The 18,596-nt window shown below is 53.0% G+C and carries 18 protein-coding genes and 1 tRNA gene; 11 read left to right on the top strand and 8 right to left on the bottom strand.

Annotated elements, in window-relative coordinates:
* The first annotated feature begins 243 nt into the window (after nucleotides 1-243).
* The 3 genes from BLW37_RS18265 to rimI all read left to right on the top strand — a co-directional run bounded on the left by BLW37_RS18265 (nucleotide 244) and on the right by rimI (nucleotide 3,359).
* The gene (locus BLW37_RS18265) at nucleotides 244-2,274 is read left to right on the top strand and encodes a S9 family peptidase (RefSeq protein WP_091345491.1); all 2,031 of its coding nucleotides are present in this window, start codon (nucleotides 244-246) and stop codon (nucleotides 2,272-2,274) included.
* Between the two features lie 150 nt (nucleotides 2,275-2,424).
* A tRNA-Trp gene (locus BLW37_RS18270) sits at nucleotides 2,425-2,501 on the top strand.
* A 408-nt stretch (nucleotides 2,502-2,909) separates the two neighbouring features.
* The gene (gene rimI, locus BLW37_RS18280; protein WP_091345495.1) at nucleotides 2,910-3,359 is read left to right on the top strand and encodes a ribosomal protein S18-alanine N-acetyltransferase; all 450 of its coding nucleotides are present in this window, start codon (nucleotides 2,910-2,912) and stop codon (nucleotides 3,357-3,359) included.
* 20 nt (nucleotides 3,360-3,379) lie between these two features.
* Here rimI and BLW37_RS18285 read toward each other — a convergent pair whose 3' ends face one another.
* A complete protein-coding gene (locus BLW37_RS18285) occupies nucleotides 3,380-4,318 on the bottom strand; it encodes a sodium-dependent bicarbonate transport family permease (protein ID WP_091345497.1) in 939 nt (312 codons plus the stop codon).
* Nucleotides 4,319-4,433: 115 nt separating this feature from the next.
* Here BLW37_RS18285 and BLW37_RS18290 point away from each other — a divergent pair, with 115 nt between their 5' ends.
* Both BLW37_RS18290 and BLW37_RS18295 read left to right on the top strand, forming a co-directional pair.
* Nucleotides 4,434-4,769: a hypothetical protein gene (locus BLW37_RS18290; RefSeq protein ID WP_091345499.1), complete on the top strand. Its 336-nt coding sequence runs from the start codon at nucleotides 4,434-4,436 to the stop codon at nucleotides 4,767-4,769.
* The gene (locus BLW37_RS18295) at nucleotides 4,750-5,280 is read left to right on the top strand and encodes a hypothetical protein (RefSeq protein WP_091345500.1); all 531 of its coding nucleotides are present in this window, start codon (nucleotides 4,750-4,752) and stop codon (nucleotides 5,278-5,280) included. Before BLW37_RS18290 ends, BLW37_RS18295 begins: the two co-directional genes overlap by 20 nt.
* A gap of 135 nt (nucleotides 5,281-5,415) precedes the next feature.
* Here BLW37_RS18295 and BLW37_RS18300 read toward each other — a convergent pair whose 3' ends face one another.
* The gene (locus BLW37_RS18300) at nucleotides 5,416-6,318 is read right to left on the bottom strand and encodes a cation diffusion facilitator family transporter (RefSeq protein WP_091345502.1); all 903 of its coding nucleotides are present in this window, start codon (nucleotides 6,316-6,318) and stop codon (nucleotides 5,416-5,418) included.
* A gap of 169 nt (nucleotides 6,319-6,487) precedes the next feature.
* Between BLW37_RS18300 and BLW37_RS18305 the strand changes: the two genes are divergently transcribed.
* The 4 genes from BLW37_RS18305 to pdxH all read left to right on the top strand — a co-directional run bounded on the left by BLW37_RS18305 (nucleotide 6,488) and on the right by pdxH (nucleotide 11,470).
* Nucleotides 6,488-7,369 carry a LysR family transcriptional regulator gene (locus BLW37_RS18305; RefSeq protein ID WP_091345504.1) on the top strand — a complete coding sequence of 294 codons (882 nt, stop codon included), beginning with the start codon at nucleotides 6,488-6,490 and terminating at the stop codon, nucleotides 7,367-7,369.
* Between the two features lie 124 nt (nucleotides 7,370-7,493).
* Nucleotides 7,494-9,080, top strand: a complete 1,587-nt coding sequence (gene prfC, locus BLW37_RS18310) for a peptide chain release factor 3 (RefSeq protein ID WP_091345505.1) — start codon at nucleotides 7,494-7,496, stop codon at nucleotides 9,078-9,080.
* A 12-nt stretch (nucleotides 9,081-9,092) separates the two neighbouring features.
* Nucleotides 9,093-10,832: an arginine--tRNA ligase gene (gene argS / locus BLW37_RS18315; protein WP_091345507.1), complete on the top strand. Its 1,740-nt coding sequence runs from the start codon at nucleotides 9,093-9,095 to the stop codon at nucleotides 10,830-10,832.
* A complete protein-coding gene (gene pdxH, locus BLW37_RS18320; RefSeq protein WP_091345509.1) occupies nucleotides 10,832-11,470 on the top strand; it encodes a pyridoxamine 5'-phosphate oxidase in 639 nt (212 codons plus the stop codon). Before argS ends, pdxH begins: the two co-directional genes overlap by 1 nt.
* 72 nt (nucleotides 11,471-11,542) lie before the next feature.
* On the opposite strand, the gene BLW37_RS18325 is transcribed toward pdxH, so the two are convergent.
* Complete coding sequence (locus BLW37_RS18325; RefSeq protein ID WP_245785787.1) at nucleotides 11,543-12,013, bottom strand: hypothetical protein; 471 nt, start codon at nucleotides 12,011-12,013, stop codon at nucleotides 11,543-11,545.
* Nucleotides 12,014-12,163: 150 nt separating this feature from the next.
* Here BLW37_RS18325 and BLW37_RS18330 point away from each other — a divergent pair, with 150 nt between their 5' ends.
* Nucleotides 12,164-12,736: a helix-turn-helix domain-containing protein gene (locus tag BLW37_RS18330; RefSeq protein ID WP_245785788.1), complete on the top strand. Its 573-nt coding sequence runs from the start codon at nucleotides 12,164-12,166 to the stop codon at nucleotides 12,734-12,736.
* Between the two features lie 11 nt (nucleotides 12,737-12,747).
* Nucleotides 12,748-13,536: a TatD family hydrolase gene (locus BLW37_RS18335; RefSeq protein WP_245785789.1), complete on the top strand. Its 789-nt coding sequence runs from the start codon at nucleotides 12,748-12,750 to the stop codon at nucleotides 13,534-13,536.
* On the opposite strand, the gene BLW37_RS18340 is transcribed toward BLW37_RS18335, so the two are convergent.
* The 5 genes from BLW37_RS18340 to BLW37_RS18355 form a co-directional block, all read right to left on the bottom strand.
* Nucleotides 13,520-15,589, bottom strand: a complete 2,070-nt coding sequence (locus tag BLW37_RS18340) for a TonB-dependent receptor family protein (protein ID WP_171907681.1) — start codon at nucleotides 15,587-15,589, stop codon at nucleotides 13,520-13,522. The genes BLW37_RS18335 and BLW37_RS18340 overlap by 17 nt on opposite strands.
* A 4-nt stretch (nucleotides 15,590-15,593) precedes the next feature.
* Complete coding sequence (locus BLW37_RS18345) at nucleotides 15,594-17,084, bottom strand: PQQ-dependent sugar dehydrogenase (RefSeq protein ID WP_245785790.1); 1,491 nt, start codon at nucleotides 17,082-17,084, stop codon at nucleotides 15,594-15,596.
* 227 nt (nucleotides 17,085-17,311) lie between these two features.
* Nucleotides 17,312-17,536: a hypothetical protein gene (locus BLW37_RS18350; RefSeq protein ID WP_091345515.1), complete on the bottom strand. Its 225-nt coding sequence runs from the start codon at nucleotides 17,534-17,536 to the stop codon at nucleotides 17,312-17,314.
* Entirely contained in the window at nucleotides 17,537-17,698 is a 162-nt protein-coding gene (locus BLW37_RS18775; RefSeq protein ID WP_171907680.1) for a hypothetical protein, read from the bottom strand.
* Between the two features lie 140 nt (nucleotides 17,699-17,838).
* Entirely contained in the window at nucleotides 17,839-18,576 is a 738-nt protein-coding gene (locus BLW37_RS18355) for an ABC transporter ATP-binding protein (RefSeq protein ID WP_091345517.1), read from the bottom strand.
* Nucleotides 18,577-18,596: the final 20 nt, after the last annotated feature.

Below are 18,596 nucleotides of genomic sequence, written 5' to 3' on the forward strand. Positions count from 1 at the left end.
AGAGTAGTACAGTGAGGCCGGGATTTCGACAAGCCAACAATTTGGCTTGGCGCCGGCAGAACGCCCCGAGCTCTGCGAGGGGCATGAAGGCACCTTATAAAGCCAAGAGCCCACTCATTCGAGTGGGCTTTTTGCGTTGAGGCCAACTCCGTCTTGTTCTTGCTCCAGTTAGCCGCAAATCGTGTTCCTGGCGCCGCCAGCTGGAGTAATATGTTTCTGCTCCCAAGGCCCAGGAAACGAACTATGAAAAAAATCCTTCAACTCCTTTTACCGTTGTTTTTGCTGTGGACGTCTACTGCAATAGCGCAACAAGTCAATCCACTCAAGTACGATGATGTGTTTCACTTAGAACTGGTGACTGATCCCCAAGTCAATGCCAAAGGCGATCAAATTGTGTTTGTGCGTAATTGGTTTGATCGTCAGACCGATCGGCGTCGCATGGCGCTTTGGATCATGAATGCTGATGGTTCTGCCATGCAACCACTTACCCAAACCGACAGCAATGCCAGTTCGCCGCGCTGGTCGCCGGATCAGAAACGGATCGCTTATGTAGAGGATGGCCAAATCCATGTGCTCTGGTTGGACTCCGGCCGTTCGGTCCAAATCAGCCAGTTGCCGCATGCGCCGGCCAACCTGGCCTGGTCACCTGATGGCAACTGGCTATCTTTTAACATGTTTACTGCCAAGTCAGCACCACCACCAGTGACTCTGCCTGGCAAACCTGCGAATGCCAGTTGGGCACCGGCACCGATTTATATCGACAGCATGCAGTATCGTGCTGATGGTGCCGGTTATTTACCATCCGGTTATCGCCATCACTACATGATGGCTGCCGAAGGTGGCTCTGCCATTCAATTGACAACGGGTGATTACCATCATAGTGGTGACTTGAGTTGGCAAGCCGATGGCAAAGCGGTGTATTTTGCCGCCAATCGTCGTGAGGCGGCTTACCGGGCGCCGCTAAATTCTGCTATTTACCGTTTAACTCTGGCTGATCGCAGCATTGAACAAATCTACGACCCGGCCGGACCAGCCAGCCAACCGATGTTATCGCCGGATGGTCGTCAATTGGCTTTCCTTGGGTTTGAAGACAGAAAGCTGGCTCATCAGGCTAATCGGCTGTATGTGATGAATCTGGATGGCAGCAATGTTCGCAACCTGACCGAAGACTTGGATCGTCATATCAATGCCTTTCAATGGCAAAGCAACAGCCGCGGGCTTTATATTCAGTACGATGATCTGGGGCTTGGCAAAGTTGCTGAGCAACCGCTGCGTGGGAACCGCTCCGTACTGGTGACTGACTTGGGCGGTACCAGCTTCAGCAGGCCCTACAGTGGTGGTCAATTCAGCGTGGCAGATAATGGGTTGATTGCGTACACCCAGGCCAGCACCGAACGTCCATCCGAGTTAGCGATGCAGCATCGTCGAACCAATCGTACCTTGACCAACCTGAACCGTGATCTGCTGTTTAAGCGGACCATTGGACAGGTTGAAGAGATCTGGTATCAGTCCTCGGTTGATGGCAAGCAAATCCATGGTTGGGTGATGTACCCACCAGGCTTTGATGCCAGCAAGCAATACCCACTGATCCTGGAAATCCATGGTGGCCCTCACACAGCCTATGGCCCGGTGTTTGCGATGGAGTTGCAGTTGATGGCAGCCCAGGGCTATGTGGTGCTTTATACCAACCCAAGGGGCAGCACCAGCTATGGAGAAGATTTTGCGAATCTTATCCATCACAACTACCCAAGCTATGATTACAACGATCTGATGGATGGCGTCGATGCCGTGCTTGCGCGTGGTTTTATTAATGAACAGGAACTCTTTATCACCGGCGGCAGTGGCGGTGGTGTCCTGACCACCTGGGCTATTGGTCATACCGATCGTTTTGCCGCTGCGGCTGCCATTAATCCAGTGATCAACTGGTACAGCTTTGTGTTAAATGCCGATATGTACAACTACTTTACCCAGTATTGGTTCCCGGGGCTGCCCTGGGAGATGCCAGAGCATTACCTAAAGCACTCGCCCATCAGTTATGTGGGTAATGTGACTACGCCGACCATGCTGTTCACCGGTGATGCCGATTATCGCACTCCTATCTCTGAAACCGAGCAGTATTATCAGGCGCTGCAACTGCGAGGTATTGATACCGCCATGGTGCGGATCCCGGGAGCATCGCATGCACTGCATGCAAGGCCAAGTAACCTGATGGCTAAACCGGCTTATGTGATCCATTGGTTTGAACGTTATCGTCAAACCAAATCGTCCGATTAAAACGGATGTTCCCTCAGGCAAGCCCGGTGTTGCACGCCGGGCTTTCTTCTTTTTAGCAAAGCGTGTATGTTTTCTATGCAGTCAAAGGAGCATAGGATGAATTCTGCTTTACCTTTCAGTCGGCTTTTGTATAATGGCGCGACCAAACGTAGGGGCATAGTTCCAATTGGTAGAACAGCGGTCTCCAAAACCGACGGTTGGGGGTTCGAATCCCTCTGCCCCTGCCACTTTGGTCTGAGCACAAATAGTGCCACAGGCAAAGGTGAATCACGTGCTTAATTCATCTCAGCGTCAGCTGTTGCAACTTCTTTCCATTCAGCCGTTACAGCTTAAAAACTGCTTTCAACCTCAGACAGACAAAACACCAGTTGCTATGGCTGTAGATGACTCTGCCGGGGAAATATTCGTGTGTCCGCAGGTAAATCATCCACTAGTACAGGACCTGGCCGTTCTGTTGCAGCAAGAGCCTGCTACGACCCCGCAGGCGCTGCAACTTGGTGCTCTGCGCTGGTCGATACAACCTGGTTCAACCGAATGTTCGCTCAGTGGCCATCAGCTGATTAGCCCGGAACTGTCTTCCCTCACATCACCTGTTTTAAAACGCCAGCTATGGCATTGTATAAGCCCTTATCTTGATGCTAACGATTAAGCCTTTGACGGCTGCCCAATTGCCAGACATCTTGTCCATTGAACAACAGGCTGCTTTTGCACCCTGGAGCTTGGCGTTGTTTGAAAGCTGCCTTGCAGAGGACTATTTTAATTTTGTGCTGTGGGATAAAGACAAGCTTTGTGGCTATTATCTGGCGCAGCAGGTATTGGATGAAGCCAGCCTGTTTAATATCGTGGTGGCTCCGGCGGAGCAGGGCAAAGGCTTTGGCCGCACCTTATTGCAGCATATGCTGCAGCAGGCAAAGCAGCAATATTGTCACCAGGTGTGGCTTGAAGTACGTGCTAGCAATACCGCGGCCATAGCGCTGTATCAATCCGCTGGTTTCGAGTTGACAGGCCGGCGCAAAAATTACTACCAGAGCAGCGCCGGGGCAGACGATGCTCTGGTAATGAGCCTTAAGCTGAGCGTGAGCTAAGAGTGAGAGTTCAGCACGAATTAGTGCAACCACTGAATAAACTGCAGGTACAGTGGGATACCTACCAGCACATTGAGCGGGAAGGTAATACCAAGAGCAGCCAGTAAGGATAAGCCGATATCCGCCTGAGGAATGGCCGTTCGAATGGCCACTGGCGCTGCGATGTACGACGCACTGGCGGTCAGACTGGCCAGAATCAGAATAGAGCCATCCGGTAAGCCCAGCCAGATACCGGTAAAGACACCACAGACAGCCAACACCACTGGTGTGATCAGTGCAAAACAGATCACCCGCCAGTAGCGCAGCGAAATGCGGTTCAGGGTTTCAGCGGCAGTTAAGCCCATTTCCAGTAAGAACAGTGCCAACACCCCTTTAAAGGCGTTGGTAAAGAGCTCGGTGACTGCTGATCCTTGCTGTGGACCATACATATAACCAATCAACACACCACCCGCTAGTAAAACTACACCCCGGTTGGTCAGAGTTTCATGCCAGAGTGCACTTTGGCTGGTTTTGGGGCCATCACTTTGCCGCCAGCGGTAAATCGCCAGCGCCACCATAATGGCCGGTAGCTCCAACATCACCAGATAAAGGGTCACTTCGGCGCCAATGGTCAGCTGCATGCTCTCGGCATACGCCAGCGCTACGGCAAAGGTACCCGCACTGGCCGAGCCATAGTGGGCTGCCAGGCTGGCACTATCAGCCGAGGATAAGCGCACCAGGCTGCGTAATACCGGATAAAGGACTAAAGGAAAGAGGGCGCCAATCAGAATAACACTGCCAAGCTCTGGTACCAGTTGCCAGCTCAGATTGCCATGCAGCGCCATACCACCTTTTAGGCCGATGGTAAGCATCAGCAACAAACTCAAGGTATCGTAAGCTGCTTTGGGAATGGTGAGATCAGAACGCAAGATGCCTGCCAGCAGGCCTAGCAGAAAAAACATCACGACGATATCAGGCATGGCACTTCCCCGTTAGCTACAAGCAAAACCTGCGCATTGTAAATGGTTTTCACTGGTTGTGCAAAAAGTGCTTTTGTATTATTATTGATGCAATTTTGTTATTTAAGGGTGTGATATGGAGTGTCCTGATCTTAATAGTCTGGTTCTGAGTGAGAGAGATTTTGAAGTTATCAATGAAATAAGACGTATTCATCAAAATGGAAGACTACTTGAAAGAGCTTTGCCTGCTGGTGTGATGGCAACGATTTTTGTTGGAAGTAATAGTATGCAAGCCTCGTACAATATTACTACAACGGATTGGGAGATGTTTGCTCAAGCGATGGCCGCATTACCAAACATCGTTAGAACAAGAGTTTATCAACAAGCCAATCTAAGACGGCTTGAACGGGGTATCACTCCACAGCAGAGCTTGTTTTGGCGAGCTGTTGCAGATGGGTGCAGGGGACTTTGACATGCTGTGTTATATGCGAATGTTCTGCCTTGTCGTTATTTTGTCTGCTTTCTCTGGGAAGGTTCTGGCTGATGACATTCATAGTATGTTAAATAACCAAATAATTAAATATCTTGCGGCATTTGATCGCTGCGAAAAAGCTGCACTGCAGCGCTCATTACCAGAGCAAGCCGTGATAGACACTTTAATGGAAGTTGACGATCATACTCAGTTGAGCTTTTTGCTTGCTGTAAGTTTTAAGGCTAGAAGCAAGTGTGAGCGACCGGAATTAACCGAGCTCTCCTACACCATTCTATTGGCAAAGCAATTAGACTTGAAGCCGAAGACTCTGGAATTAATAGAGTCAATCGAAGGCCTCGCATACTCAACTGAGGCATTACGTTTTTATCGTATCTATAGCGAGTTACCTGAAGCATTCATCATTCAGATGGAGCAGTTTGAATACTTTAAAACTCCTTTTGATGAAAGGGCGATACTTGAAAGTATCGAGAAAACGAAAGAGGGAAAATGAAGCCTTGGGGGTGTTTCTCGTGAGTTGAGGTATACCTCCTAAGTTTTTTGCCCAAATATCTTGGAGCTGCTCAATTTTACGAGAAGCTCCATAGATTTTTCAAAGTCAGAAACCGCTATGGGAAATTTAGACTTGTTAGCTTAACTGACCAGCTACCGATGACCTGGTGTTGCAATAAAAATCCAACCAAATCACCGGCTCCAACGGCAGTTCTGCCAGTTTGCGCTCCAGTTGCTGTTGCACCCCTTGCATTTGCTCGACCCGTTCAATACCAATCCGTACCTCCAGCAGCAGGTAACTACCGCTTTTGGCCATCTTGCACTGGCGGTGTGAAATACCTAAGCTTTCCAGCTCACGGTACACCTGCTTACGCAGCTCTGCCGAGGGGCTGACCATCAAGAGCTCATTGACGGCATTTTTCAGCATCTTGAGCGGTACCTGGATAAAGTAACCGGATACCAGAATCACCAGCACAGGGTCGGCATACAGCGCCCAGTGCGCCATGGCAGTAAATTGCAGCGACCAGGTCAGCACAAACCCCAGCAACACCGCCAAGCTCAGCACGCCATCCATCCACCATTGATGTTGCTCGGCTTCAACCAACATCGATTGCAGGCTGGTATTGGCTTTACGTAGCCGCCACCAGATAAAGAAACACAGCAGTACACTGAGCAGTGCAAAGAAAATGGCTTTACCGGCAGCCACTTCGCGACCGCCATGGATAATCGCCAGCACAGCGGCGCCAAAAGACACCAGGCAGACCAACAAAATCACCAGCCCTTTGACAGCAATGGCCAAGGGCTCGGCCGGCAAGCGGCCAAAGTTAAAACGGTTATCGGCCGGTGAGGTGGATACCCTAAGCGCTATTAAGGACAACAGCGACAGGCCTAAACTGACCAGTGAATAACTACCATCAAACACGATGGCCATGGAATGGGCCCAGAGCCCCCAACCAATACCTACCAGGGCGAAGAAACCGGCACCGGCAGCAGAAAACTTGATAATTGATGACTCCGAACGGATGTTCAGCGACAACATAACAACCTCGATTTATGGCAAAAAAGTGACAAAGTATTCGTCAGCTTGCTTTGCTTGATAATTAGCCATTCTTGCTGAATCACTTTGTTGGCGGTATTCTATGTGAGGATTAATAAAGGTGGATAATCGCCAGCCGACGACTTTTTCGTCGCTTAAGCTTGAGGTGTTGATGAAAGTTATTCAGGCGGAAGTATTTTTGGTCGTGCTGGAAGAGGGCTCGGTGGCCGCAGCGGCTCGTCAGCTCGGCCGCAGCCGTACCACCATCAGCAGTGTGCTCAGCAGCTTTGAAGATGAGTTGGCGGTGACTTTATTTGAGCGCTCCGGCAATGAACTCGCCGCTACTCCGATTGCCTGGGCCATTAAACCCGACTGTATCCGGTTGCTGCAATCGGCCCGTCAAATTGAGCAGCGCTGTCAGCAGCAGCGCAGCGGCATTGAATCAACGTTACGCATTGCGCGCGACGATGCACTGCCCGAGCGCTTCTGGCGTGAAACCATGACGGCCTTAAAGCAGCAGTTCCCGCTGACCGGTATTTCGGTGTATCTGGCACCGCCGCAAGAACTGCCTGAGCTGGTCGACTGGCAATCGGTGGATCTGGCTTTTGGTTTGGCTCAGCAAAATGAACCGCACGAAAGCCTGCAATTTCGGCCGCTCGGTGGCCTGCGGGTAATGATGGTAACCGGCCCTGAGCATGCGCTCTGTCGCTTGCCCTTAGTGCACGATGATGACTTGCAGCAGTATACTCAGGTCACCACTGCCTACTTGCAGGATGATTTGCTGGTACCGCAATTATCCGGGGCGTCCAACTACCTGGCGTTAACCCAGTTTGAACTCATCCGGGATGCGGTGATCAGTGGTGCCGGCTGGTCGCGCCTGCCTCAGCCGGTAATTATGGAGCAGCTTAAAAACGAGCAGTTGCGGGTACTGAAGCATCCCGGGGCACTGAATTGGCAATCCTATCAGTTAATTTGCGAGCAGGGTTACGCCATGGGCCGGGTCGCCAGTTGGCTGGAACAGCAGGTGGTGCGTTATCTTACCCAGTTTGGCTAAGTGAAAGCCGACAATAAGGTTTCCCCCGATCCATCATTCGCGGTAAAATGCGGCAAATTTTTTAAGTTTCGCAGCGGATCCAGCGATCCGTTGCGTCTTTTGCTATTGTCGCAACGAGTATTGAATGAGCAACCAACAGTTACAGCAGGAAATCAACAGCCGGCGCACCTTTGCTATTATCAGCCACCCGGATGCCGGTAAAACCACCATCACCGAGAAGGTGCTGCTATTTGGTGAATTGATCCAAAAAGCCGGTACTGTCAAAGGCAAAAAGTCTGGTCAGTTTGCCACCTCCGACTGGATGGAAATGGAAAAAGAGCGGGGCATCTCGGTCACCACCTCAGTGATGCAGTTTCCGTACAACAACTGCCTGGTCAACCTGCTGGATACACCCGGTCACGAAGACTTCTCGGAGGATACTTACCGCACCCTGACGGCGGTGGACTCCTGTTTGATGGTGATCGATGCTGCCAAAGGGGTCGAGGACCGAACCATCAAGCTGATGGAAGTCACCCGGCTTCGTGATACCCCCATTTTAACCTTTATGAACAAAATGGACCGGGATATCCGCGATCCGATCGATCTGCTGGATGAGGTCGAAAGCGTGCTGAATATTGCCTGCGCGCCCATTACCTGGCCCATTGGTTGTGGTAAGGAATTTAAAGGGGTTTATCACCTGCTGCGTGATGAAGTGATTTTGTACAAATCCGGCCTGGGGCATACCATTCAGGATGTGCGCTCGATTAAGGGCCTTACAAATCCGGAGCTGGATGCGGCGATTGGCTCTTTCGCCGAGACATTGCGCGATGAGCTGGAACTGGTTCAGGGCGCCAGCCATGCCTTTGATCAGGAACTGTTCTTAAAAGGTGAGTTGACACCGGTCTTCTTTGGCACAGCCCTTGGTAACTTCGGCGTGGATCATATGCTGGACGGCCTGACCGAATGGGCGCCGACGCCACAACCACGGGCTACCAATACCCGGGTGGTGCAAGCGAACGAGCCAGGCTTTAGCGGCTTTGTGTTTAAAATTCAGGCCAATATGGATCCGAAGCACCGCGATCGGGTGGCTTTTTTACGCATTTGCTCCGGCAAGTACGAAAAAGGCATGAAGATGCGCCATGTCCGGCTTGGCAAAGAGGTGCAAGTCTCGCATGCGCTGACCTTTGTGGCGGGCGACCGGGAGCATGTTGAAGAAGCCTGGCCAGGCGATATCATCGGCTTGCACAACCATGGCACCATCAAGATTGGCGATACTTTTACCGTGGGTGAAGACATGCAGTTTAGCGGCATCCCCAACTTTGCGCCGGAGTTGTTCCGTCGCATCCGATTGCGCGATCCGCTAAAACAAAAACAACTGCTCAAGGGCCTGGTGCAATTATCCGAAGAGGGTGCGGTGCAGGTGTTTCGGCCCATCGACAGCAACGATCTGATTGTGGGCGCTGTCGGTATTCTGCAGTTCGATGTGGTGGTGCACCGGTTAAAATCCGAGTACAACGTCGATGCGCTGTACGAAAGCATCAATGTCTCCACGGCCCGCTGGGTGTACAGCGAGGACAGCAAAGCCATGGCGGAATTTAAAAAGAAAGCCAGCCAAAACCTGGCACTGGATGGTGGCGATAACCTGACCTACATAGCGCCGACCATGGTCAACCTGAACCTGGCGATTGAGCGTTACCCGAAGATCCAGTTTACCAAAACCCGCGAGCACTAACAGGGCAAGCAAATGAATATTAAACAATTATTGACCGAAATAACGCAGGCAGCTTTTGCTACCCTCGGAGTGCCAGCCGATACCAACCCGGCTGTGACTGTCAGCACCCGGCCTGAGTTTGGTGATTACCAGATCAATGGTGCCATGAGCGCGGCCAAGGCCCTGAAAACCAACCCACGCCAGCTGGCCCAGCAATTGTTGGATGCACTGGCGTTGGACGACATTGCTGCTAAGGCCGAGATTGCCGGGCCAGGCTTTATCAATATCAGCCTAAAGCCACAGTGGCTGGCCAGTCAGCTGCAGGCCGCAGTTCAGGACCCTCGGCTGGGTGTCGCTAAGAACAATGCACCTCAAACGGTGGTGGTGGATTACTCAGCGCCTAATCTGGCGAAAGAGATGCACGTGGGCCATCTGCGCTCTACCATCATCGGTGATGCGGTGGTGCGCTGTCTGGAGTTTTGGGGCGATACCGTCATCCGGCAAAACCATATGGGCGATTGGGGCACCCAGTTCGGCATGCTGATTGCGCATCTGGAAGACAAGCTGGCGGCTGGCATCGATCTGGAGCAGGTCGCGCTGGCGGATCTGGAAAACTTTTACCGCGAAGCGAAAAAGCGCTTTGACGATGAAGACGGCTTTGCCGACAAATCCCGCGACTATGTAGTGAAGCTGCAAAGCGGCGATGCCCATTGCCAGAAGCTGTGGCAGCTGTTTATTGATACGTCGATTAAGCACAGCGACGAGGTCTATAAGAAACTGAACGTTACCCTGACGCACGACGACATCAAGCCGGAAAGTGCCTACAACCCCATGCTGCACGGCATTGTCGAGCAGCTAAAAGCCAGCGGCCTGGCGGTAGAAGATCAGGGCGCTTTGGTGGTGTTTTTGCAGGAGCTGGCGGATAAAGAAGGCAATCCATCGCCTTTTATTATTCAGAAAACCGGCGGTGGTTTTTTGTATTCCACCACCGATCTGGCCGCTTGCCAGTACCGCAGCCAGGAATTGCAGGCCGATCGCATCATTATCTTTACCGATGCCCGCCAGGGCCTGCACTTTAAGCAGGTGGAGCTGACCGCCCGTAAAGCCGGCTTGCTGCGTGCTGACACGGCCTACGATCATTGCCCGTTTGGCACCATGATGGGCGAGGATGGTAAACCTTTCAAAACCCGTACCGGCGGAACGGTGAAACTGGCCGAACTGCTGGATGAAGCCATTAGCCGCGCCGGTACTGTGGTGGCGGAAAAAGCGTCTGAGCTTAGTGACGACGAGCGGGCTCAGGTAGCGGCTAAAGTGGGTATTGGCGCTGTGAAATTTGCCGATTTATCGAAAAACCGCACCAGCGACTATGTGTTTAGCTGGGATGCCATGCTGAGCTTTGAAGGAGCTACCGCCCCATACCTGCAATACGCCTATACCCGGGTGCGCAGCATTTTACGTAAAGCTGGCCTTGACGATGACTACCAGGCCACTATTCAGCTGCTGGAGCCGCAAGAAAAGCAATTGGCTGTGAAGCTGTTACGCTTGGAAGAGACGTTGCAGCAAGTGATGAAAGATGCCCAGCCTAACTTGCTGTGCAACTACCTGTACGAGCTGGCCAGTCTTTTTATGAGCTTTTACGAAGCCTGCCCGATGCTGAAAGACGGCATTGAACCAGATGTGAAAGCCAGCCGTTTAATGCTGAGTATTTTAACCGCCCGCATGTTACGCCAGGGGCTGGATTTGCTGGGCATTGAGGTGATGGAGCGGATGTAATGAAAATTGATGCCATCAGGCGCAGTTATGCCAAAGACAAACTGGATCTGGATAAGCTGCATGCTGATCCCATTCAGCAGTTCGAGCTGTGGCTTAAAGATGCCATAGCCGCCGAACTGCCGGATCCAACCGCTATGTGTGTGGCGACGGTCGATGCCAGTGGCCAGCCGTCGCAGCGGCTGGTTTTGCTAAAAGATGTCAGTGCCGATGGCTTTGTGTTTTACACCAATCTGGGCAGCCGCAAAGCGACCGAGCTGGCTGCTAACCCCAAAGTCAGCCTGCATTTTCCCTGGCACCCACTGGAGCGCCAGGTCATTGTGTACGGTACCGCCGAGCGGGTACCCAGCAGTCAGGTGGTGAAATACTTTCTGTCCCGGCCAAAAGAAAGTCAGTTAGCGGCTTGGGCCTCCGAGCAAAGCCGGCCGGTTTCCACCCGGCAGGCCTTGATGCAAAAGTTTGCCGAAATCAAACACAAATTTGAGCATGGCGAAGTGCCATTGCCCTCGTTTTGGGGTGGCTTTTTGGTGCGGCCGCATCAGATTGAATTCTGGCAAGGCGGCGAGCACCGGCTGCATGACCGCTTTATGTATCGCAATCAAAGCGATAATAACTGGCATATTGAACGATTATGTCCCTAAGCTAGCAGAGGGACTGGAAACGAGCTCGCTTCCAGCCTTACCCCTATTGGTGCCCGCCTTGCAGGAAGGGCATTAGTTAGCCAGGCTTTCTCGTCCCAGCTGTTCTGACTCATAGCGCGTCCCAGTGAGCCTAATAAGCCAAACACTATCATCAATAGTACGACTAAAATACACCGTTTGGCCACTGGGAATGCTCGGCAGAAAGGAGGTAATGGTTTCCCAGTCTTCCCCTTCTTTGTTCTTCACTTTCATGACAGCGTTAAAATATTCTCCATCAGGCGTGTTCATCACTTCCAGTGCAGTCATCCTCTGGTCAGTACCCATTTCAATCAAAGCGCTTTTGCCTAATGCAGCTAACAGTCTGGGTTGGTGAATGGGGTCTATTGATTGAAGTGTTTGTTCTATTTGGCTGTCAATTGTAACGGCATGCTCGAGCTGGTAAATATCGGCTTTTATCGCAAAAACCGGCTTGGCAGTGGCAGTAGAATGGAATAAGAACATCGCATTAAAAAGCAGTAGTAGCAGCACTGATTGAGTGTTCATTGCATGGATCTCCGTGGTTGAAAGTGCATGCCAAGCATATCGCTTTACAGCTGAAGGTAAATCACAAACCTTTGATATTCATGATATTCGTGGTATTCATTGCTATGAATTGCTGGCATTGGGTAGGTCTGGCCTGAATTTTTAGCGATAATGCAACCAAACAATAATAATCTGAGTCATCGTGTTATGCAGCCTTTAGGAATAGAATTGAAGCGACTTCGTGCTGCCAGAAATTGGACGCAAGCCTATGCTGCCAGAGAAATTGGTATTCAACAGTCTTACTTATCTAAACTTGAGAATGGTCAGTTTTTGCCTTCTGAAGAAGTGATCAACAAGCTATCGGCATGCTACGGCACTGCGTTAACAGAGTTCAGCCCTCAAACAAGCCAGACAACGAGCAAGCTCAGTCGATGCTCGCTGGTAGTGGGTGGTCTATTGCTATGCTCGTTACTGCTTTGGTTGTGTGGGCAATTTGAAATCATTTACCCTGAAACCTACTTTACTTATCAAGCCAAAGAAGCTCAGTTTTGGGTGGTGCATGTCACCGAGCTCTACCAGGGTGAACGGTTTGTGCAAGGGGATGTTATTTATGAAATTGTGGGCGAGCGAAGGGTAAGCCGGTTTGAAAATAGAGTCTTACTGGTGGTGGCATATTTACTGGCAGTGACGGCTGTTCTGCTAATGCTGAAGAAGCTGTGTGCTAAGATCAGACTTCGAAGCTAAAAGATATGACCATGATGCTATTCGATACCCACTGCCATCTGAATTTGCCCGAGCTGGCTCCTCAGATGGCCGCTCACTGGCAAGCAGCTCAGGCCGTTGGAGTAGCGGCTTTGCTGATCCCGGCGGTAGAGCAGGCCGCCTGGCAGCCGTTACTTCAGCTGCGTCAGCAGCAGCCCGAGTGGCAGATTGCACTGGGCATTCATCCGTGGTGGGCAGCGCAGCACAGCCTGCAGGCTCTGACAGCGCTGGAGACCATGCTGCGTGAGCAGCAGGACGAAATCTGTGCGATTGGCGAAATCGGCCTCGATTTTGCGCTTGCGCCTGACACTTTCTCCATGCAACAACAACTGTTCGAAGCCCAACTAGAACTGGCCTCCCGGCTGAATAAGCCGGTTATTTTGCATCACCGCAAATCCCAACCGCATCTGCTGGCGGCGATTAAGCGGGAAAACTTTGCTGAGGGCGGTATTTTGCATGCCTTTTCCGGCAGCCCCGAGCAGGGCCAGGCCTTTATCGAGCTTGGCTTTAAGCTGGGCATTGGCGGTACCATCAGTTATGAACGCGCTGGCAAAACCAGGCGTGCGGTAGAGCAGTTGCCGCTAAGTGCCTTTGTGCTGGAAACCGATGCACCAGCCATGCCCTTGGCCGGATTTCAGGGCCAAATCAATACCCCGGCCCAGCTGGCGCTGGTGTTTCAACACTTTTGCCAGTTACGGCCAGAGCCGCCAGCACAACTGGCCGAGGCACTCTGGCACAATACCAAACAGGCCCTTCGGCTAAAACCTACCAGCGCAGGGTGATGCCGGCCATCCAAAGTCGGCCAGGTGCAGGCTCGAACGAGCGGCCATTGCCCTGATTCACCACCACCGAGCCGACGTAATCTTTGTTGGTCAGGTTATCCAGCCGTAGCCAGGCATCCAGTTGGCTGCTGCCCCATTGCCACTCGGTCTGTGCTGCCAGGCCCCACAGATGCGCACTGGGCGCAAAGGTGCTGTTGGCATCATCGACCGGCACGGTCGAACGGTACTGATGGTTCAGGCGCAGACTCAACGGTTGTAAGGCACCGCTGCTAACAGGCTGCCATTGCCATTGCTGGAAAAAGTTGCTGCGGGCTAAACCGGGCAAGCGATTGCCACTATTGGCATCTGCTTCACTTTGACCAAAGCTGGCATCCAGCCAGCTGTAACTGGTGCGCCAGCTTAGGGTATCGCTTAGGGTGAAACGGCTGCTGATTTCAAAGCCCTGACGTTTGGTGTTGGCGGCATTGCGGTAAGTGGTGCGGCCATCGATGCTTCTATCGACCAGCAAATCATTGTCGGTATCAATCACAAACACAGCGCTCTGCAGCAACCAGCGCTCGCGTTGCAGCTTCAGGCCAAGCTCATGCTGGCGCACTGTGGCGGCCAGCAGTTCCGTGTTCAGACCTGAGCCTTCATTGCGATACGCCATTTCGGTTAAGGTCGGGGTTTCAAAGCCAACACCGGTGCCAGCGAACAAGCTGAGATCATCGCGCACGGCAAAGTTCAGCGCCGAGCTCCAGGCGCGCTCCTGATAACGAACCTCGCCGCTGTCATCCGGGTTGCCGGGTACGATAAAGCGATCGGCCACAGTAAAATCGATGCGGCTAAAGCGGGCACCGGCTACCCAGGCCCAGCGTGGGAGGAACTGCCAATCGCTGATCAGGGTCGCATTACGGCTGTCGACCCGGCCCGTTTCATCACGGCGCAGCTCGCCACGGCTACCAAAGTCATTGACAAAGCCAAGCCGCTCGTCCTTTTGCTGCTCTTGCTCCAGTGCCAGCGTCAGCTGCCAGGGTGCGGCGGCTAAAGGTTGCACCGTACTGCTTAGGTTGGTGCCATAAAAAGAGCGGCTTAAATCGATCACCGCTCCGGATGAACTGATGGCGGTGCCAGGAAACGCCAGGTACTGTTCAATTTCCCGTTTGCCATGCCAGGTAGAGAATTGCCAGTCGGCCAACCAGTGCAGTGCACTTTGCTGTTGAGAACGTAAGGTCAGTGACTGCTGACGATGGCGAATGCTTTTACGGGTACCAAAGGTCGCTGCCTGAGGGGCGGTTTGCCTCGGATTTTCCCGCCACTGCCCTGGGCTTAAAGCCAGTGGATCTTGCAGCACAGGGGCATCGTTGTCATCCAGCCGCAGAATCAGCTCCGCCTGCTCACCAAGATCGCGGTACCAGCGCAGCGCCCATTGATCGCGTTTTACCGCGCTGAAGGGCCGGTCGCCATCGGTGCGAAAGCGGGCATAATCGCCACTGAAGCTTTGGCGCTCACCGGCATAAACGGCGCGCAGATGCTGGCGCTCGCGCCCGGCACTGCCAGCACTGAGGTTGGCCGACACCGTGCTTTGCAGCGGCCGGCGGCTTTGCAGATCAATCACCCCACCGGCCGAGTTGCCATGAATGGCTGCCAGTGGGCCCCGCAAAACTTCGACGCTGCTTGGCTCGTCCAGCAAAATGCTGGAGGTTTGCGCCTGGCCATCAGGCATGGAAAGCGGGATGCCATCCAGTCGCAGCCGCACGCCGCGTACCCCAAAGGCGGCGCGGGCGCCAAAGCCGCGCAGGGTAATGCGGGTATCCTGGGCAAAGTTAAAACGGGTGTCGACTTGCAGGCCTGCCATGCCTTCCAGCAGCTCGGCTGCATCGGTGCGCATGCCTGGCGTCAGGCTCTCGACATCGACACGCTCCACCGCAGCAGGGGTTTCCAGCCAGGGGCGGGCGGTACGGGTAGCCGTGATGACCAGACGCTCTATTTCGGTGCTTTCGGCAGCAGTTTGTGCTGCCAGCGGGGTGGAGACGGCGGCTGCCACATGCAGGGCAACTAGGGTAACAAACATCGGGTTATCCTTGTGGTTGTGCGGGTCGCAAACGTAGTATTTTGCCATTTCCCTGCTCGTCGGTCAGCAGGTAGACGAAACCATCCGGCCCTACTTTGACTTCACGAATGCGGTCATTCAGTTGCAAATTCTCCTGATGGATGACTCTGTCACCATCGATCTCTAGCCGGGCGACATTGCGGTCACGCAGGCCGACGGCCAGAATATTGCCCTGCCAGGCAGGAAATGGCTCGCCCTGGTAAAAGGTCATACCAGACACGCCAATCGATGGCGTCCAGTGCCAGACCGGCTGCTCCATGCCCTCTTTTTTAAAGCCAACCGCCAGCGGAACTTCGCCGCCACCGTATGCTTCGCCATGGGTGATGATAGGCCAGCCGTAGTTCTTGCCAGGCTCAGGGATATTGACTTCATCCCCCCCCTGAGGACCATGCTCTGTCGCCCACAACCGGTTGGTTCCTGGTTGGATCCCTAGGCCCTGAATATTACGGTGGCCGTACGAGTAGATTTCTGGCAAGGCGCCGGGAGTGTTGACGAAGGGGTTGTCAGCTGGTACGGAGCCGTCCGGATGAATCCGAATCAGGGTTCCGGTGTGACTATTCAGCTCCTGCGATTGCATCAATTGATCGCCGCGATCGCCCAGGCCAAGAAACAGATACTGACCATCGGCCGAAAACAGCATCCGGCCGCCGTAGTGCCAGCCCGGTACTTTCGGGTAGGCACTGAAGATTTCGGTGAAATCGTGCAAAGCTCCGTCGGCCAGGCGGGCATGCGCTACCGAGGTGCTGGCGGCATTGCCACCAGCTGCATCGGGTTTGGCCCAGCTCAGGTAGATACGTTGTGAAGTTGCAAAATCGGGCGCCAGTACCACATCGAATAAACCTGCCGGGTTGGTCTGGTTAACGGCCGGTACGCCAGCAATAGGGGTGCCCAGGCTGCCATCCGCTTCGACAATGCGCAATCTGCCCGGTAGTTCCGTCACCAGAATGCGGCCATTGTTCAAAAAGTCCAGCCCCCAGGGGCGGACCAGGCCAGAGGCAAAGGTTTCAACATCAATGTCACCCCAGCGGCTCGTCAGGGTGAAGGTGGCATTGGGATCGATGACCTCACGACCCAGGTTCACTGCACGCTGCACCGTGCCCTGGGTGAAAGTGCCCTGAAGGCGCTGATTGTCGTCCAGTTGCCCTTCAAAACGGCTGCCACTGGGGGTACTAAAAGCAATCTGGTTGTCGCTGACACTAAAGTTCTCCAGTGGCAGGCCGGCTGCCCCCTGGCTCGGCACCACAAAGGTACCGGACCAGTGGTTGTCACTGTGCTCCAGCGTGACAATCAGCAGCAAGTCGGAGTTGGGCATAGCGATGTAACCGTACCATTGGCCGGTAAATTTTGCATTGTTGGTCAACTCTGAGTTACCAGTTAAAGCCGGGCTATCGGCCAGTGTCTGAAAACTGCTCAGGATCAGGGACAGTAGTAACCAGTAGAGCGTTTGTTTTAGCATGTTAACTTCCTCGAGTGGGTGTCGCTTATGGTGTGATACGCTGATACTGAACTCTTGGCGTACCGCTTGATGGTCATGCCGGGTAATAGCACGAAATTTTTAACGGTAAAAAGTGGTGCCGCTTGACTCTGCAGACAGAAATGCAACCAGAATTGCAGCATCTTAGCGTCCTCTGAACCCATAGAGTGCGTGGTGACGAATAATGCCCCAGACCGATAGCAGCGAGGTCAGGGGGGCAGTATTTCAAGTGCTTGCTGCAACAACTGCAGGCAAGCCACCAGCAGCACCGCCGTCAGAGCCACCTGGCTGATAATCAGCAGTTGCCGCACTTTGGCTGAAATATGCAAACCACTGCTTTGCAGTTGGCTGTTCAACGCCCAGTAGTTGACTTGCCGCACTCCCAAGCCAGCAATGCAGGCTCCCAGCAACAGAGTGACCAGCACGGCAAACAATTAACCGTTTTTCATCCTGACAGGGCATAGACGCTGCCAGTAGGTGTAGTTCAGGTTAAAAGCAGCAATTAAAGTGCCCGGGGTGACGATTACCGTGGTGGCGTAGCCTTTTGCTTTGCCAAGTGCATACAGTGCTGTGGTGAAATCTCTCAGAGCAATCATGCCTGGATCCTTAAATGGCAGCTATCACTGGCTGAAGTTGTGATCATCACTGGGTTCCAGCCACGACAACAGTATGGCGAGCAGCATCAAAGCCAGCGGCAGCAACAAGCTGTACCACAGCCATGCAAAGCTGGCGTTTATCATTGCACAGCCACCTGCTGCAGCCTGATCTCTGACTGAGTATCGGGGGTGCTTTCTGCATCCAGAATGCGGCCATCCAGTAAATGCAGCTTTTGTTTGGCCATATCGGCATAGCGCGGGTCATGCGTCACCATACACAGTGTGGTGCCGTTGTTATTTAGCTCGCACAGCATGTCCATCACTGCATCGCCGTTTTTTGAATCCAGGTTACCGGTGGGCTCATCCACCAGCAGCAGCGCAGGGCTGCCAACCAAAGCGCGGGCAATGGCAATGCGTTGTTGCTGACCGCCGGATAGCTGGTTGGGCCTGTGGCTGGCGCGGTGCGTCATATCAACGGTTTTCAGGCAGGCCATGACTCGTTCCTGCAACTCGGCTTTGGGTAAGGCATGACGCCGGTAGCGCAGCGGCAAGGCAATATTGTCAAACACTGTCAGCTCATCAATTAAATTAAAAGACTGAAAAATAAAGCCAATTTTCTCATTGCGAATATAGGCCGCTTCACTCAGGCTCAGGCCGCTGACTTCATGCCCTTCAATCTGGTAGCTGCCAGCGCTTGGCATGTCAAGTAAACCCAGCAAGGACAACAAGGTGGATTTACCGCAACCGGACGGGCCGCAAATCGACACAAAATCACCGGCAAAGATATCCAAGTCGATGCCGCGCAAGGCGTGAGTTTCCATTTCGTCGGTGGCAAACACCTTGGTAATGCCACGCATGCAAATGGTTTCTGTTGTCATGGTGCCTTCCTTTCTTTTTT

The sequence above is a fragment of the Alkalimonas amylolytica genome (assembly GCF_900107845.1).
In the GTDB taxonomy this organism is placed as follows: Bacteria; Pseudomonadota; Gammaproteobacteria; order Enterobacterales; family Alteromonadaceae; genus Alkalimonas; species Alkalimonas amylolytica.